At 56.8% G+C, this 16,311-nt stretch carries 11 protein-coding genes; 3 read left to right on the top strand and 8 right to left on the bottom strand.

Annotation, left to right across the window (positions count from 1 at the left end):
- Positions 1-35: 35 nt before the first annotated feature.
- From bcsC to bcsR, 6 genes are read right to left on the bottom strand one after another with little or no spacing between them, the layout of a single operon-like run.
- Positions 36-3,518 carry a cellulose synthase complex outer membrane protein BcsC gene (gene bcsC, locus SK50_RS02645; RefSeq protein WP_048229071.1) on the bottom strand — a complete coding sequence of 1,161 codons (3,483 nt, stop codon included), beginning with the start codon at positions 3,516-3,518 and terminating at the stop codon, positions 36-38.
- On the bottom strand, positions 3,500-4,606 hold the full coding sequence (gene bcsZ / locus SK50_RS02640; RefSeq protein ID WP_045344805.1) for a cellulose synthase complex periplasmic endoglucanase BcsZ: 1,107 nt from the start codon (positions 4,604-4,606) through the stop codon (positions 3,500-3,502). Before bcsZ ends, bcsC begins: the two co-directional genes overlap by 19 nt.
- Positions 4,607-4,612: 6 nt before the next feature.
- Positions 4,613-7,036, bottom strand: coding sequence for a cellulose biosynthesis cyclic di-GMP-binding regulatory protein BcsB (gene bcsB / locus SK50_RS02635; RefSeq protein WP_071993128.1), 2,424 nt, complete (start codon positions 7,034-7,036; stop codon positions 4,613-4,615).
- Positions 7,037-7,046: 10 nt separating this feature from the next.
- On the bottom strand, positions 7,047-9,662 hold the full coding sequence (gene bcsA / locus SK50_RS02630; RefSeq protein ID WP_023295581.1) for a UDP-forming cellulose synthase catalytic subunit: 2,616 nt from the start codon (positions 9,660-9,662) through the stop codon (positions 7,047-7,049).
- Positions 9,659-10,411: a cellulose biosynthesis protein BcsQ gene (gene bcsQ, locus SK50_RS02625; RefSeq protein WP_032669014.1), complete on the bottom strand. Its 753-nt coding sequence runs from the start codon at positions 10,409-10,411 to the stop codon at positions 9,659-9,661. Before bcsQ ends, bcsA begins: the two co-directional genes overlap by 4 nt.
- A gap of 11 nt (positions 10,412-10,422) precedes the next feature.
- On the bottom strand, positions 10,423-10,611 hold the full coding sequence (gene bcsR, locus SK50_RS02620) for a cellulose biosynthesis protein BcsR (protein ID WP_003861175.1): 189 nt from the start codon (positions 10,609-10,611) through the stop codon (positions 10,423-10,425).
- Between the two features lie 174 nt (positions 10,612-10,785).
- Here bcsR and bcsE point away from each other — a divergent pair, with 174 nt between their 5' ends.
- Genes bcsE through bcsG form a run of 3 tightly spaced genes read left to right on the top strand, consistent with a single transcriptional unit; the run spans position 10,786 to position 14,211 of the window.
- Positions 10,786-12,348, top strand: coding sequence for a cellulose biosynthesis c-di-GMP-binding protein BcsE (bcsE, locus tag SK50_RS02615; RefSeq protein WP_048229070.1), 1,563 nt, complete (start codon positions 10,786-10,788; stop codon positions 12,346-12,348).
- Positions 12,345-12,539, top strand: a complete 195-nt coding sequence (gene bcsF / locus SK50_RS02610; RefSeq protein WP_017384193.1) for a cellulose biosynthesis protein BcsF — start codon at positions 12,345-12,347, stop codon at positions 12,537-12,539. The genes bcsE and bcsF overlap by 4 nt, the downstream gene beginning before the upstream one ends.
- Complete coding sequence (bcsG, locus tag SK50_RS02605) at positions 12,532-14,211, top strand: cellulose biosynthesis protein BcsG (protein ID WP_048229068.1); 1,680 nt, start codon at positions 12,532-12,534, stop codon at positions 14,209-14,211. The genes bcsF and bcsG overlap by 8 nt, the downstream gene beginning before the upstream one ends.
- 35 nt (positions 14,212-14,246) lie before the next feature.
- On the opposite strand, the gene birA is transcribed toward bcsG, so the two are convergent.
- Positions 14,247-15,209, bottom strand: coding sequence for a bifunctional biotin--[acetyl-CoA-carboxylase] ligase/biotin operon repressor BirA (gene birA, locus SK50_RS02600; RefSeq protein ID WP_017384195.1), 963 nt, complete (start codon positions 15,207-15,209; stop codon positions 14,247-14,249).
- On the bottom strand, positions 15,206-16,234 hold the full coding sequence (gene murB / locus SK50_RS02595) for a UDP-N-acetylmuramate dehydrogenase (RefSeq protein ID WP_032655483.1): 1,029 nt from the start codon (positions 16,232-16,234) through the stop codon (positions 15,206-15,208). The genes birA and murB overlap by 4 nt, the downstream gene beginning before the upstream one ends.
- Positions 16,235-16,311 lie beyond the last annotated feature (77 nt).

Below are 16,311 nucleotides of genomic sequence, written 5' to 3'. Positions count from 1 at the left end.
AGAGAGACTTACAATTAGATTAAGAAAAAATCCGATCACCAGTCTGCATAAGGCACCAGCGGTTCCGGTGGTAAGTCCATATCACCCTGCCAGCCCGCGGCAGAATACCGAACGTAGAGCAGCGCATGGCTCGGGGTATAGTCTTTTGCTTCCTGAATATCGACGCCCAATCCGACAAACCAGTTGGACGTCACGCGGCGTTCAACAATCGCCCTTGCGGTATAACCCGTGCCTGACGAGCTACTTCCGGTTTCCATCACACCTTTATCGGTATAACGGCCTGGCTCATTGTCCGGGATCAGTCCCTGTAACGGATAACGCATCACATCTTTTGTTTTTGAATGAGACCAGGAGACGGAGCCGCCCAGCTCCCATGACCAGTTCTCTGTGCGTTTACGCCAGTTCACCGGTAAGGCGAACGACACATACTCCTGGGGACTGTAGTAACCGCCCTGGCCCAGCGAATAGCCACTTAAATCCTTATCGTAATGCCAGAGCATGTTGGACACGCCCACCGTCAGGCGTTCGTTGTTCTGATTGATGAGCTTGTAGTAATAGCCGGTCATCCAGCGGACGCGCCAGTTATCTTCGACATTCTTCCCGGTGAGGCTGTCGGCACTCAGGCTTGACCAGATCCCGTTAGCTTCGCCTTTGTCGTAGCTCATGCTCACGCCGCCACCGGTGGCACGCACGCCGCCCCAGGTGGTGTCGGTATTGGGATCTTTTTGCCCGGCGAAGGCCAGCACCGAGCTGGAAATCGGACGGCGATGGGCGTTCAGGGTGTAGCCAATCGGCCCTAAATCGTTGCTATAGCTCAGGCTGCCCACCACATCGACCACGTCGAAGCCCATCGGCGTTGTACCGATATCCCACGCCCAGGTTTTGTTCTGCCAGCCGACGGCCACGCTGGCGCCGTTGGCCGACTGGTTCGTGCTGCCGCGACATGGCGTTTCGGCGCAGGTACCCCATGTCGGATCGTAGGTTCCGTTATCGGTGGCAAAGGAACCGGCGTTCATATTGACCAGATCGCTACGGAAGAACATACGTCCGTCCGACAGCGGCGCATCAACCTGGAGCATGGTGGTGTGCGCTTTCAGGTCGGAATAGCCTCCCGTGCCGCTGGAGCCCCAGTAGTCGTGTTGCAGCGTGACGTTCAGATCCTGCTGACGATAAAGATCGCCTGCATCGCTGCGCACGCCGCGCTTCAGCCAGTCATCTTTCTCATCGTTACGCGTGAGCCGAGTAAAGCTGTCGTTATCGGTCGGACGGGTCGTTGTGATGCCCGATGAGACCATCGCATCTTTCCAGGTGTCCAGCGCCTGCTGAGGCTGACCATTTTGTGCCTGGAAACGGGCGGCATCGCGCATCACCAGCGCACTTTCCATCGAAGGCGGCTGCGATTTGGCCTGCGGAAGAATGGCGTTGAAGGTCTTTTCTGCCGCGGCATGATCACCCAGGCCAGCCTGCACCATGGCAAGCCGGCGCTGCATATTGATGGAGAGCGGTTCGCCGTTCTGTGCCGCGGGCAGTTTCGCCAGCGCCGCGCGCGCCGCGTCCTTGTTGTCCTGGGCAAGATAGACCTCGGTCAGGCCGAGGATCGCGTCTTCGTTCTGCGGTTCGCGTTGCAGGACGGTGTTGTAGGCGGTTTTCGCGGCCTCATGATCGCCACGCTGTTCAGCCCAGTCCGCCAGCGTCAGGTCGATACGGGTGGACGGAGGCTGCTGGCGAAGCAACGTTTCCGCCTCCTGCTCTTTTCCACTGTCGCGCAGGCGGTTGGCGGTTTCCAGCACCTGGTTACTTTGCAGGCGGTCCGCCAGCGCCTGAATGTTGCCGTTCCACTTGTCGCGCGGCAGCGTGTTCAGATGCGCCAGCGCCGCCCGGTCCTGATCGTTACCGGACAGGTACAGCCCGCTGGCGTAAACCTGATCCGGATCGCCCGGTTTCTGGCTTGCCAGCTGACGCATCAGGTTATCCGCCTGGCTGCGCTGACCCGCGCTATACAGATCGCGTGACAGTCGGTAGGTGATCCACACGTCGCCCGGGGAAAGCGCAAGGCGTCGGCGCTGAATTTCTGCGGCCTGCGCATATTTCCCCTCGCTTTCCAGCTGTTCGGCCTGGGCTGACAGCTGCTCGTTCGTCAGGCTACGTTCAATATCATCAATGCTGCGGCGCTGGCTGGCAGAGAGCGACTGAATAAACTGCGTCGCCTTCTCCGGAGACTGCGCGCGATAAATATTGGCAAGACCGCGCACCGCGTTGCTGTTGCCGCTGTCCATCCGCAACGCCTGGCGGTAATAGCGCTCGGCCGCGTCATTATCTTTGCGCGCCGCCGCCGCATCACCGAGGCCCAGAACCGCGTAGCTGTCGGTATTGTCGATATTGCGCGCCTGCTGGTAATAGCGTTCGGCCTGGGCCGTATTATTGGCTTTCAGGGCGTTATCCCCCTGCTTGATCAGCAGCCAGTATCGGTTGACCTTCAGCAGGCTGTCCCATTTGCCCCGGTTATCGCTCTGCGGATCGAGGGCGATCGCCTTTTCAAACTGCGCAACCGCACGCGCGCGATCGCCTTTCTGAGAATAGGCCTGCCCCAGCGCGCCTACGGCTTCACTGTCGGCGTGGTTAGCGCTGACTGCTTTTTGCAACTCCGTTACCGCTTTACTGCCCTGCCCGGCATCCACTGCGGCTAACCCTTCGGCTTTGGCGCGGAACGCCGGATCGGCGAGCTGTTTTTGCTGCGCTTCAAGCTGGGCGCGCGCTGCCGTCACGTTATCGCCATCGCTGAACACGCTCAGATATTGTTGCAGCGCGGTAACGCTGGCGCTGCTGGCCGGCTGATCTTTGATCTGCTGGTACCACATGTCCGACGCCTGACTGCGGCCATTGTTCGATTTGGCCATCTCCTGTAACACCGCAAACCCTTCATCACGCCGTCCGCTCTGGAACAAAAGCTGTGCCAGCGAGGACTGTAGCGGGACGTTGCCCGGACTGCTGGCGTTTATTTTCTTAAGCTGATTAATGGCCTGGTTGCGGCGGGCTGGCTCTTTCGCCACCACGTTCCAGTACTCCGTCGCGATGTCGCCACTGGGCGGCTTACCGTCAAACAGTTTGTCATACGCGGCAATGGCTTCCTGGGTGTGCCCGGTGGTGGCAAGCAGGCGAGCCTGCTGGAGGGCCTGGCGACCATCCGGCGTGGAGAGCAGCATGGTAGTACGGGAGGACTGATAGGCACTGGAATCGGGCGCCATTCCTTTCAGGCGATCCAGCTCTTTTTGCGCGCCCGCCGTATCGCCCTGTCGTAACAGGTAGCGGAAGCGCGCGGCAATCACGTCCGGGTTGTTGGGGTCGATCAGCTCAAGGCGATAGAGCGACTGGCGCACTAAATCCTCACGCTGGGTGGATTCCCCCAGACGGACCTGTTCCAGCAGCTGTCTCTGCTGCGGGGAGTTGGCGGCCTGGGCCAGGGGCATTAGCGCCAGGCCAAGCGATAAGGTGAGTAGATTCAGTGTGAACGTGCGCATTCCTGGCCCCAGTCCGGTAGTAATTCACCTTGCACGGTGAAACGAAAACGATGCTGATCCCACCCTTGTCCAAAGAGGGTCAGAACGTAGCTGTAATAAGCATTGTTATCGGGAAAACGATCGGCGACGTGCTGGCGTTGCACCGCTTGCGCGTCCCGGTTTTGTAAAAACGGAAGGAGGGAGGCAGAAAACCCTACCGGCCCATCTCCGGTGCGTTTCCCGGTCGCGACGTCCACTTTCTCCGGCGGCAAGCCTTGTTTGATTGTGGTGGTCGCCATGGGCTTGAAACGCGCCAGTAGCCGGGCTTTCTGCGGATCGTTATCGTTCATCATCCCTACCCACAGATAGACGCGAATCGCATCGTAGCTGCCGATCAGGGACGCATCCTGCGACAGCTGCCAGCCGCCCTTTTTCTGGTATTTCACCCAGTTCGGGGAAAATCCTTTAGGCGCGGTCTCCAGCAGCAGACGCAGGTTGGTTTCACGGAGCGTCGTCCACGGCGCGCCAAAACGGGTGAAATAGCTCGCAAGCTGCGGCGGCAGGTAGCTGGGGTTGAAGCGCCAGACACTCTCTTCGGCAAAACCGACTTTACCCGGCAGCAGCATAGAACCCAGCCCCGGCACCTTCACCACTTCCTCACTGGCAATGCGCGTCAACAACGCCTTACCCGTGCGCGTGTAATCGGGATTTTTCCACAGCCGCCCGGCTTCCAGCAGCGACCAGGCAATCCAGATATCGGCATCAGACGCGGAGTTAGGGTCGATAATCGCCCAGGTTTCGTCGTCCTTTTTACCCCACAGCCAGGCCGGGAGATGTTGGGCTAAATCTCCCTCGGCAAGGTTATCGCGCGTCCATGCCAGCAGCAGATCGAACGCCTTGCGATCGTTTGCCGCGAGGGCAAAGAACAGTCCGTAGCTTTGCCCTTCGGAGGTGGTGATTTTGCGCGCGTCACTGGGATCAATGACGCGTCCACTTTCGCTCATATAATCCTGCTTGAACGTCTCCCAGGCAGGCCAGCGACAGGCGGCGTGAAGATTCGCCGCCGCCAGCATCAACGCTGCGACTACACACCCGCGAAAGATTTTCATCACCGCTTACTCATGGTCCGGGTTAAGACGACGACGGCTGATGATTCGCAGCAGACGCCACAGTACCCACGCCAGCAGTACAACGCTGAGCGCAGCCAGCACGGCCAGCAGCACCGGGTGGTTAGACAGGGCGTACCACAGGCGTTCGAACCACGGCAGATGACCGACGTAGTAGACATCCCCCACGCGCAGGCTGTTTACCCCCGACTCACGGATCACCGAGACGGAACCGAACATTGCCGCCCGTTTACCGCTGTCGTTCATGGCCGTGTTGAGTAGCTCATACCCGCGAGGGCTGTCCGCCAGCAGGGCGATAACGCTGCGCTGGTCGTTATACGGCGACTGGAAGCCGACAATCGCGGCCATCGGACCCGTTGAGCTTACGGTCGTCCTGATATTGGCCTGACGATCGCCGCTGTCCGGCATGATGCTCGGGAACTCGGTCTGACGCAGCGGCGTGTTAACCCACGACTGAGCCGCCTGCACCAGCAGATCGACGCGCTTCTCGTCTTTCAGCTTGTCCGGAATGTTGCCGATGACCATGATATCGGCATCTTTGTTCTGGATCTGGCTCCCGTCATCCGTCACCGTCACGTTGATCGCCGGCAAGCCGGTTTGCGCCCCGACGGTGCCCATGGTGTCCAGCAGCGTGGTAACCTGGCCTTCGTTGGCCGCTTTTGGCATCACGACAATCGATTCAGAGAGGTCTGCCATGCGGCTGAACGGGAAGCTGGCGTTAGCAAAGGCACGCAGATCCGGCATCGCAATAAAGTGGTAATACTTCGAGAAGTCGATCGTGGAATCATCGCCAATCACCACGTGGTTTTGCACCGGCTGGAAGGTAATACAGTTTTCCACCGATCCACCCGGCATGGGGTTCATATACTGGAAGTTAAACCGCAGCTGGTTCACCGCACCGAGCTTCAGCGCCGGGATCGACACATCGGTTTTGCCATCCAGCAGCCCCTGTAATACAGGCAGACGAAGCATCAACCGGTTTGTCTCCTGGCTGCTGGTCAGGCTGAACGATTGCAGGAACTGGTTGTTGAGGCTGATATCCATGCGCGAGCTGTCTTTGGTCGCCGGCGCGGTGTAACGGTAGTTCAGATTGATATCAATGCCGTTGGTGCGCAGCAGATAGAGATCCGGCGGCAGGTTCAGCGACAGGCTGACAGGAGAAGGTTCAAGCCCGGTTGACTGCAATTGCTCTTCATAGGTTTTCAGTTCGCCAAAGGTGATGGCCCGGTCGGTACGTACCCAGTTCGGCGCATCATAAGGCTTACGTGCCAGCAGCGGTTTCACCTCGTCCACCACAACGCTGTTACCGCGGAACAGGATATTCCCCTGCGCAATGCCTTTCGCCGCCTGCACCAGATCTTTGTCATCACGGCCGAAGATCACCAACAGCTTCACGTACGGATTGTCCGGATGGCTGATCATCTCGATGGTGGGCGCTTTCACCTCCGGATGGTCACGCAGGAAAGCCGGACGTTTGGTGTTGGTGGCAAACACGATCGCGTTTTTGTCCGGCATTTTGTCGTACATGACCGGGAAACTTTGACCACGCCAGCCGGAGCGGGAACCAAACCAGGATGCCACGATAGAGGCCGCCAGCTGTTCGGTCACATCGGGAGAGCCGGCAAAGACCATCGGCAGGTTCAGCGGACGGTTATCACGCGGGTCGAAGAACGGCACCGGGAAGGCGGAGAGATCGTTTTTCAACGCCAGCGGCTGATAGGTCATCTGAAGCGAAGAGTTACGCCCGACATCCAGCCACAGGGTGCTGCTGGCCGGGTTTTCACAGACATCGCGGTAGTGGCCGACAAACTCCAGACGTACGCGGTTAAAGTCGGTGATAAACAGCGGATTAATCGGCACCTGAGCCAGGGTTTTCTTACCCAGTTGCTCTTTGGTGACGGGCAGGACGTCCATCAGCTCGTCATTCAGATAGACCTTAAGCTGGGACTGCACCGGCAGCAACGACGGCGATGGGGTGTATTCCAGGTTGAGCATCGCTTTCGACACGACTTCATCGCTGCGCATACCGAATTCGATACCGCCATTTGGGTTGATGCCGCGCAGAACCATGCTGCCCGGAGGAGGCGCGATCTGGGCAAACGTCAGCTTAACGTCACGCGACGGCGTATTTTCGGCAACCACCGGCGCACTGGCTCCCGGCACGCCAGGCATGACCTGCCCAACCACCGGGTTGTCGGCGGGCAGCGTATTCCCCGTCGTCGGCTGATTCGGGACGACGTTTTCCGTCTGCCCCGGCGCGGCCGTCACAACCGGATCGGTCGCTTGCGCGACGACAGGCACCGTTGGCGCGGGCGTGGCCGCTGCGTTATCAGGCGCTGCGTTAGCCACTGTTGCAGGGAGCGCACTCATCCCCATTGCCACTGCACATAACCAGGAAAGTTTTGTTTTCATCGCGTTATCATCATTGTTGAGCCATAACCGGGTCCGCCTGCTTCGCTTCATCTCGCTCAGGTCGACGCGGAATGAACGACACGACCCAGGAAACCAGTGAAGTAAGTGACCGGAAAATTAATTTCACCGACGACGGGGCAAATTCTGCAAGGTGACGATAGCCACGGAACCCCAGCTTAAGAATATCCAGCAGGCTTTCCAGAGGCTTATCCTCAGGGAAGCTGTCCTGCCAGAGAGCCCACGTATCCGCGCGGGCAAACGTACACTGCACAAAATCAATGTGTTGCTTTTTGGTCAGCGGCATCAGTTGCAGACCCACTTCATTTCCTCTCACACGCACCACCTGCGTCGGGAAGACATACTCCTGCTGGCCGCGCTTAAGCAGTAGGTTGACCTTCTGCCCCTCCAGCACCTTCGCCTGACCGTTGATCTTGATACCCAGACCGCCATCCGAAAAGTCATGTACGGTACAGGAGAAGAGATGTCCATCGTCGCGGGCAATGGCCGCTGGCATGCTGATTTCGACGCGATGCGCGCGGCGAACCTGTTTGCTCTCCACCGATACCGCCACCGCGCCACCGAGGATAATCAGGTTATAAAACACCCACGCCATACTCACGAAGACCGTCAGAATTTCGTTTTCCGGGCCGTAGAAGTAGCGCCAGATCCCAACAATCACGCCCACAATATTCAGCAGCACCAGGAAGATATAGGGCCGGGAGATCACCCAGTCGACATACTCCTCTTCCACCAGCCCGCCCTTCGCGGTGACGTTGAATTTCCCTTTATGCGGGTTAATCAGCGCCACCATGGTTGGCGGCGCGATGTACCAGGCCAGCACCGTTTCGTAAATTTCACTCCAGAAGGAGTGGCGATATTTCCCCTGAATCTTCGAGTTCGTCAGGCTGGCGTGGATCATGTGCGGCAGAACGAACAGGGCAATCATCAGCGCAGGCGCATAGATGATGTAAGCGTGAAGGAGCAGGAACGCCAGCGGCGCAGTGAGGAAGATAAGCCGTGGAATACCGGACAGGAAGTGGAACATGGCGTTGACGTAGCACAGCCGTTGCGCCAGCTTCAGCCCTTTACCCATCAGCGGGTTATCGAGCCTGAAAATTTGCACCATGCCGCGGGCCCAGCGAATACGCTGGCCGATGTGCGCCGACAGGGATTCCGTGGCCAGCCCCGCCGCCTGAGGAATGCGCATGTAGGCGGAGGTATAGCCAAGACGGTGCAGACGCAGCGAGGTGTGCGCATCTTCCGTGACCGTCTCGACGGCGATCCCGCCAATTTCATCCAGCGGTTTCCGGCGGATCACCGCACAGGAGCCGCAGAAGAACGTTGCGTCCCACATGTCGTTCCCGTCCTGCACGAGTCCATAGAACAGCGTGCCCTCGTTCGGGGTTTTACGAAAACGGCCGAGGTTACGTTCAAACGGGTCCGGCGAGAAGAAGTGGTGCGGCGTCTGCATCATCGCCAGCTCTTTCTCCTTCAGGAACCAGCCCATGGTCATTTGCAGGAACGAGCGCGTTGGCACGTGGTCGCAGTCGAAAATAGAGACGAACTCCCCTTTGGCATATTTCAGCGCATTGTTGATGTTACCGGCTTTCGCGTGTTCATGCGTGGTACGGGCGATGTACTCTACCCCCACTTCGTCCGCGAACTGGCGGAACTCGGCACGGCCACCGTCATCGAGGATCCAGATTTTGATTTTATCCTTCGGCCAGTCGATACCCAGCGCGGCGTAAATGGTGTTTTTTACCACCGACAGGTCTTCGTTGTAGGTCGGCACGAAGAGGTCAACCGTAGGCCACTGGGTCGTGTCTTTTGGCAGCGGCACCGGCTGTCTATTTAGCGGCCAGATAACCTGGAAGTAACCCAGCACCAGCACGATCCAGGCGTAAGTCTCAGCAAACAGCAGCACTAAGCCGCACACCAGGCTGACCGGATCGTCCCAGTTCAGCGTTGAGGTATATCGCCACCAAATGTAGCGGCAGGAAACGGTCAGCGATAGCACAATCAGCATCAGGGCAGAAAAACGCCCTGGTATGCGCCGCACCAGCAGCGCCACGCCCCACAGCAGGATCAGGAAGGTGAACTGCGCCAGCGGGTTAAAGGGCTGGGTAATACAGACCAGCGCAAGAATCAGCGAGAACACCACAACCACGCCGAGAATAAAACGCCGCAAGCCCGGGTGTAGGTGCCCGAGCTCTTTGTGGTTATCTAAATGACCCGTTTTGTCGCCCACCCGGTCAGGTAGCCTGTCAAGCCACTGGTGGTAGTGTTCACGCAGGTTCTGCACGCGATCGAAGCTGCGCCAGCGGGACGTTTTTTTCTCCGCGCCCGTTGAGGTCGTTAGTAGCCAGATGGACTGAATAGCGTAGCGCGCGGGATCCAGCGGACGCGGCTTGTCAGGGTTGATATGCGGATAGAGTTCACCGTGGCGCGCACGAATGCGTTGCCAGCGGGGATGTTCGAGGGGGATGAACATCCACGCCAGAATCATCCACAAACAGCCCAGCGCAGCGCTCAGCGACGAGGCGCCGTGATGACGGTAATGGCGGTAGCGTTCACTTAAGCGCGAACTGACCGGCGGAATGAGCAGCCAGTTAGTCAGGCGGCTCATACTGAACTCCCGGCAGGCTCCGGCCGTTTAGCAAAGTGCAGCAGACACCAGTTGGCCAGCGTCAGGATCTCTTCCGCCGCCAGTGAATCGCTACGGTACTCCCCGAGGGGTTGTTTGGACGCGAGGCACTCCGCCATCGCTTCGTCACGATGGATCACCATCGGCAACAGGCGGCGCTGACTCTGGAGCCAGACCTGGTAGAGATCGTCCTGGATCTGGCTGCCAATGCGCAGATCGTTGATCAGAATATGGGCATTAGCAGGCATCGGTTGCTGATGCAGACGGATATGACAATTCGCATCTACGTTCGCGATGGAGAGCACATGGTCGCACTGCGCCAGCAGCTGGCGGGTCAGCGACGCGGCACCGTGCGGCAGGTCCAGCAGGATCCACTGATAGTGCCCGCTCTCTTTCAGGCTCTGCAATGCGGTGATGAAGCGAGAGAACAGGCGCTGGTACGCGGCTTCATTCCCGCGCTCGGTTTCGTTCAATTGACCAAAGGGAAGCAAATCGAGCTGGGAGGTATAACGCAAACCCGCATCCCGCCAGTCTTTATCGTCCAGAAGCGCGCGTCCCCAGCCGTTTGCATGCGTAAAGTCGACATTGAATGACATGCGCAGCAAATTATCGGAACAGGCATCAATGACCAGTACCGATTCACCTAATACCTGCAATGACCACGCCAGCGCCGCGGTAACGGAAGTTGTACCCACCCCACCACGGACGCCCTGTAATCCTAGTACAGCCATCAATGGCTTCCTTATTGTTGTTGGGCAAACTCAGCTAATAACGGCCAACGTTTAATAGCCGCCGCCAACTGTTCACGCTGGGAAATATCGGTGTAATCTATTTCAGGCAAAGAAAAAGCCTGCGTGAGTGCCAAAAAATCGTTCTGGAATGTGTAACCCAGACTTGAGTCGACTGGGGTTGCGGGTTCGTTATTTTGCATTCTTTTTTCATCCCTTTGAGTAAAATCATAAGATTCAGATGCATCGAGGCGTCCTGCCCATTAAATTTCATTTACATGCTAAATCTGATGTTCTTTAATTTCAATGTTAGGTTTATTTCTACGCTTTCGCTAGTAAACTGAGAGACATAGAAATTCGACGAAAAGAGGGACACCGTGGACTCCATATTTTCTATTGGCATCCAGTCATTATGGGACGAATTGCGCCACATGCCAGTCGGAGGAGTCTGGTGGGTTAATACGGATCGTGATGAAGATGCCATCAGTCTGGTAAACCAGACGATAGCGGCGCAGGGGAAGGATTCCCGCGTGGCCGTCATTACGATGGGCGAAGAGCCGAAGTCAATCATCAGGCTCGACAGTGACCGTGGGCCCCAGACAGTACGATTATTTTCCATGCCTGCGGAGGCTGACAGTCTATACTTTTTACCCCGCGATATTCAGTGTTCTATTGTTCCTGAACACTATTTACTGATTCTAAAATGCTCTAATAACGGCCTGCAAAATATCCCGTCTGAAAAACTGCTGAAATGGCTGGAAAGAATCAACAGATGGGCGAAAAATCAAAATTGCACCTTATTGGTTGTTAACCCAGGCAGTAATAATGACAAGCTTTTTTCACTTTTAATGAGTGAATACCGTTCCCTCTATGGCCTGGCCAGTATTCGTGTCCAGACCGACAGCCATCTTTACGACGTGGCTTTCTGGTGCAATGAAAAAGGGGTGAGCTCCCGACAACAACTTACCCTCAAACATGTCGGGGATGAGTGGCATCTTGCTCAACAGGAAGAAACAGTAGTTCAGCCACGCAGTGATGAAAAACGCGTTCTGAGCCATATTGCGGTACTGGAAGGTGCGCCTGCACTGTCTGAGCACTGGTCACTGTTCGATACCAATGAAGCCTTATTTGATGAGGCGCGCACCACGCAGGCGGCGACCATTATCTTCTCGTTGATCCAGAATAACCAAATCGAAACGCTGGCAAGGCACATACACACATTACGTCGCCAGCGCGGCAGTGCGTTAAAAATTGTGGTGCGTGAAAATAATACCAGCCTGCGCGCCACCGATGAGCGCTTATTACTGGGCTGCGGCGCGAATATGGTCATCCCGTGGAATGCTCCCCTGTCGCGCTGTCTGACGCTGATCGAAAGCATCCAGGGCCAGCAGTTTAATCGACATGTTCCGGAAGATATCAGCACCCTGCTTTCAATGACGCAGCCGATGAAACTGCGCGGCTACCAGAAATGGGACACCTTCTGCGATGCGGTGGGCAACATGATGAGCAATACGCTGTTACCGGCAGACGGAAAAGGGGTGATGGTTGCCCTGCGCCCCGTGCCGGGTATTCGCGTTGAGCAGGCGCTCACTCTGTGCCGCCCTAACCGTATCGGGGACATCATGACCATTGGCGATAACCGCCTGGTGCTGTTCCTCTCCTTCTGCCGGGTGAACGATCTGGATACTGCGCTTAACCATATCTTCCCGCTTCCTACCGCGGATATCTTCTCGAACCGTATTGTCTGGTTTGAAGATAACCTGATCGCGGCTGAGCTTGTCCAGATGCGTGCCCTGCCACCTGAAAAGTGGGCCAAACCGTTGCCTGTCACAAGCGGCGCCAAACCGGTTCTGAACGCGAAACATGACGGGCATGTCTGGCGACGGGTACCCGAGCCGCTACGCTTACTGGATGAGAACAAGGAGAGCGCGCCATTATGAATATCAGCGATATCATCCAACTGGTTGTTCTGTGCGCGCTGATTTTTTTGCCGCTTGGCTACTATGCACGCCATTCCCTGCGCCGTATTCGCGATACGATCAGATTACTGTTCGTCAAACCTCGCTATATTAAACCCGCCGGAACACTGACTCGCGCTCCGAACGTCAAGGCAAACCGAAAACATGACTAATTCTACCTATACCTCTTCGGCGCCCTCGCCACTCTGGCAATACTGGCGCGGCCTGTCCGGCTGGAATTTCTACTTTCTGGTGAAGTTTGGTCTGCTGTGGGCAGGCTATCTTAATTTCCACCCTCTGCTTAACCTGGTGTTTATGGCATTCCTGCTGATGCCAATCCCGAACCTCAGGCTGCACCGTATACGTCACTGGGTCGCTATCCCCATCGGTTTCGCCCTGTTCTGGCATGATACCTGGCTGCCCGGCCCTGAAAGCATCATGAGCCAGGGCTCCCAGGTCGCAGGTTTCAGTGCGGACTATATGCTCGATCTGGTTGAGCGCTTTATTAACTGGCAGATGATTGGCGCGGTATTTGTCCTGCTGGTCGCCTGGCTGTTCCTGTCTCAGTGGATCCGGGTGACGGTGTTTGTCGTCGCGATTATGATCTGGCTTAACGTCCTGACGCTGACGGGCCCGAGCTTCTCGCTGTGGCCAGCCGGTCAGCCGACGACAACCGTGACCACCACGGGCGGTTCCGCCGCCGCGACCGTTGCGACAGCAGGGGATACGCCTGTGGTTGGGGATATTCCTGCGCAGACTGCACCGCCGACATCCACTAACCTGAACGCGTGGCTCTCCAGTTTTTACGCTGCGGAAGATAAGCGTCAGACGAAATTCCCGGACGCGCTGCCTGCCGATGCTCAGCCGTTTGAGCTGCTGGTCATTAACATCTGTTCTCTGTCCTGGGCTGACGTTGACGCGGCTGGTTTGATGTCGCACCCGCTGTGGTCGCATTTCGATATTCAGTTTAAGGACTTCAACTCGGCCACGTCGTACAGCGGCCCGGCGGCTATCCGCCTGCTGCGCGCCAGCTGCGGACAGCCTTCGCATAAGAACCTCTACCAGCCGGCAGCTAACCAGTGTTATCTGTTTGATAACCTCGCAAAACTGGGCTTTACCCAGCACCTGATGATGGGCCATAACGGTCAGTTCGGTAACTTCCTGAAAGAAGTGCGTGAACAGGGTGGCATGCAGGCCCCGCTGATGGACCAGAAAGGGCTGCCGGTAACGTTGCTGGGCTTTGATGGCTCGCCAGTGTATGACGATACCGCCGTGCTTCAGCGCTGGTTAGATACCGTCGGCAAAGAGGAAGGGACACGTAGTGCGACGTTCTATAACACGCTGCCGCTGCACGACGGGAACCATTATCCCGGCGTGAGTAAAACGGCCGATTATAAGGCCCGTGCTCAGAAGTTCTTTGACGAGCTGAACGCGTTCTTCAACGAGCTGGAAAAATCAGGTCGCAAAGTGATGGTGGTGGTAGTACCAGAACACGGAGGGGCGCTGAAAGGCGACAGGATGCAGGTGTCTGGTCTGCGCGATATCCCAAGCCCGTCCATCACTAACGTTCCGGCCGGGATTAAGTTCTTTGGCATGAAGGCGCCGCATCAGGGAGCGCCCATTGAAATCACCCAGCCAAGCAGCTATCTGGCTATCTCGGAACTGGTTGCTCGCGCTGTAGACGGTAAGCTGTTTGTGGAAGATAGCATGAACTGGGATCAGCTCACCAGCGGGCTGCCGCAGACGGCGGAGGTATCGGAAAACGCCAATGCGGTGGTGATCCAGTATCAGAATAAGCCTTATGTCCGACTGAATGCCGGGGATTGGGTGCCGTATCCGCAGTGATGACCTGCTACACCCTCTCCCCTGTGGGGAGAGGGTTACTCCGCACTTCGTAACGAAATTTCACCGCCCACCCAGGGCTTAATCACGCCATCCTGTTCAAGAAGCAACGCGCCCTGCGCGTCAATGCCGCGTGATGTGCCGTAAATCTCTTTATCCCCAATCAGCAGCTTCACCGGTCGGTTAATAAAGTTATCCAGCTTTTCCCAGCGGGACAGGAATGGCGCTAACCCCTCTTGTTCAAAGAGCGTCAGCGAACTACGCAACTCATTGATCATGCGGACGGCAAGCGTATTGCGATCGATGGTGATCCCCGCTTCCTGCAAGTTGGTCCAGGCCTGGTTCACGACATCGTTCTGCACGTTTCGCATCACCATGTTCAGTCCCGCCCCAATGACGATCTGTGCGGCATCGCCTGTTTTTCCCGTCAGTTCAACCAGGATCCCCGCCAGCTTTCGATCGTTGAGATACAGATCGTTGGGCCATTTTACCCGCACCTGATCGGCACCCAGATCGTGCAGCACCTCTGCCATCACAATGCCGATCACCAGGCTCAGCCCGATGGCCGCAGCTGGCCCCTGTTCAAGCCGCCAGTACATGGAAAGGTAGAGGTTGGCGCCAAATGGTGAGAACCACTTACGCCCCCGGCGGCCACGTCCTGCCTGTTGATACTCGGCAACGCAGGCATCACCGGATTTCAGCTCGCTCAGGCGATCCAGCAGATACTGGTTCGTCGAATCAATGACCGGCAATACCGCGACGTTACCGTGCCCAATCTGGCTGCGGATGACCTCTTCATTCAGTAACTGGATCGGTTCCGGCAGGCTGTAGCCTTTTCCCGGCACCGTAAACACATCCACGCCCCAGTCGCGGAGCGTTTGAATATGCTTATTGATCGCAGCACGGCTCATGCCCAGCTGTTCGCCCAGCTGCTCGCCAGAATGAAACTCGCCATCGGCAAGGATACCGATGAGAGTTAACGGGATAGTATTGTCCTTCACGCAATGGTCTCCACGGCATTCACTTCGCCCGTTCGGCCAATAAAGCGAACTTCAGGCTCCAGCCAGACGTTGAATTTTTCGCCCACGCGCTGGCGAACATGATGCGCCAGGTTGACGACATCCTCACTTGTCGCGTTGGACTGGTTGATCAGTACCAGCGCCTGCTGACGATGAACAGCAGCGCCACCAAGAGTCGTACCTTTTAATTCACACTGATCGATAAGCCAGCCTGCGGCCAGCTTCACGCTACCATCCGCCTGAGGATAATGCGGGGCCGTTGGCCAGCCGGCGAGAAACGCTTTTGCATTTTCGCTGCTGATCACCGGGTTTTTGAAGAAACTACCCGCATTTCCGTTTACTTTCGGGTCCGGGAGCTTGGTCATTCGCATGTGGCATACGGAATCAAATACCTCACGCGGTGTGACGGTAGCCGGGTCGAGACGGGTCAGATCGCCGTAAGTCAGAACGGGTTTCCAGGCTTTCGCCAGGCGCAGGCCAACGGCCACAATGACGAAACGATCCTGATAGTCGTGCTTGAAAATGCTGTCGCGATAGCCAAAGCGGCACTGCTCTGCGGTCAGGCGCTTCGCCGTTCCGGTCGCGAGTTCGATGCAGTCGACATATTCGCAGACGTGTTTCAGTTCGATGCCGTAGGCACCGATGTTTTGAATAGGAGATGATCCTGCACAGCCCGGGATCAGAGCCAGGTTTTCCAGCCCTGGCATCCCTTTTTCAAGGGTATATTGCACCAGATGATGCCAGTTCTCGCCAGCACCCACGTGTAAATGCCAGCTGTCAGCGCTCTCTTTACGCTCAATCCCCATGATGCGATTGACGATTACCGTCCCCGCAAAATCATCGAGAAACAGGACATTACTTCCTTCGCCCAGAATAAGTACGGGTTCACCGTTTTCTGTTGCGTTTTGCCATGCATTCAGCAACTGCTGAGCACTCTCGGCACGTACAATTTGATTAGCATTCCGTTGAATACCAAAGGTATTCCAGGGCTTAAGGGAGTGATTCATAGACGCTATCCTGATGCAAAAACCGGGATAGTTTACCGTATATATGGGGGGATAGGTGATTTGTTTATGGAAAGGAA

This window comes from Enterobacter sp. BWH64, assembly GCF_001037645.1.
Classification (GTDB): domain Bacteria; phylum Pseudomonadota; class Gammaproteobacteria; order Enterobacterales; family Enterobacteriaceae; genus Enterobacter; species Enterobacter hormaechei_C.
Note: the sequence above shows the minus strand (reverse complement) of the source record. Positions and strands in the feature narration are given on the sequence as shown.

Excerpts from the sequence above, each read along its gene's own strand:
- bcsQ (WP_032669014.1), bottom strand. The coding sequence starts at position 10,411 with ATGGCTGTACTAGGATTACAGGGCGTCCGTGGTGGGGTGGGTACAACT.
- bcsB (WP_071993128.1), bottom strand. The coding sequence starts at position 7,036 with ATGAAAACAAAACTTTCCTGGTTATGTGCAGTGGCAATGGGGATGAGT.
- bcsF (WP_017384193.1), top strand. The coding sequence starts at position 12,345 with ATGAATATCAGCGATATCATCCAACTGGTTGTTCTGTGCGCGCTGATT.
- murB (WP_032655483.1), bottom strand. The coding sequence starts at position 16,234 with ATGAATCACTCCCTTAAGCCCTGGAATACCTTTGGTATTCAACGGAAT.
- bcsC (WP_048229071.1), bottom strand. The coding sequence starts at position 3,518 with ATGCGCACGTTCACACTGAATCTACTCACCTTATCGCTTGGCCTGGCG.
- bcsR (WP_003861175.1), bottom strand. The coding sequence starts at position 10,611 with ATGCAAAATAACGAACCCGCAACCCCAGTCGACTCAAGTCTGGGTTAC.
- bcsG (WP_048229068.1), top strand. The coding sequence starts at position 12,532 with ATGACTAATTCTACCTATACCTCTTCGGCGCCCTCGCCACTCTGGCAA.
- bcsA (WP_023295581.1), bottom strand. The coding sequence starts at position 9,662 with ATGAGCCGCCTGACTAACTGGCTGCTCATTCCGCCGGTCAGTTCGCGC.
- bcsZ (WP_045344805.1), bottom strand. The coding sequence starts at position 4,606 with ATGAAAATCTTTCGCGGGTGTGTAGTCGCAGCGTTGATGCTGGCGGCG.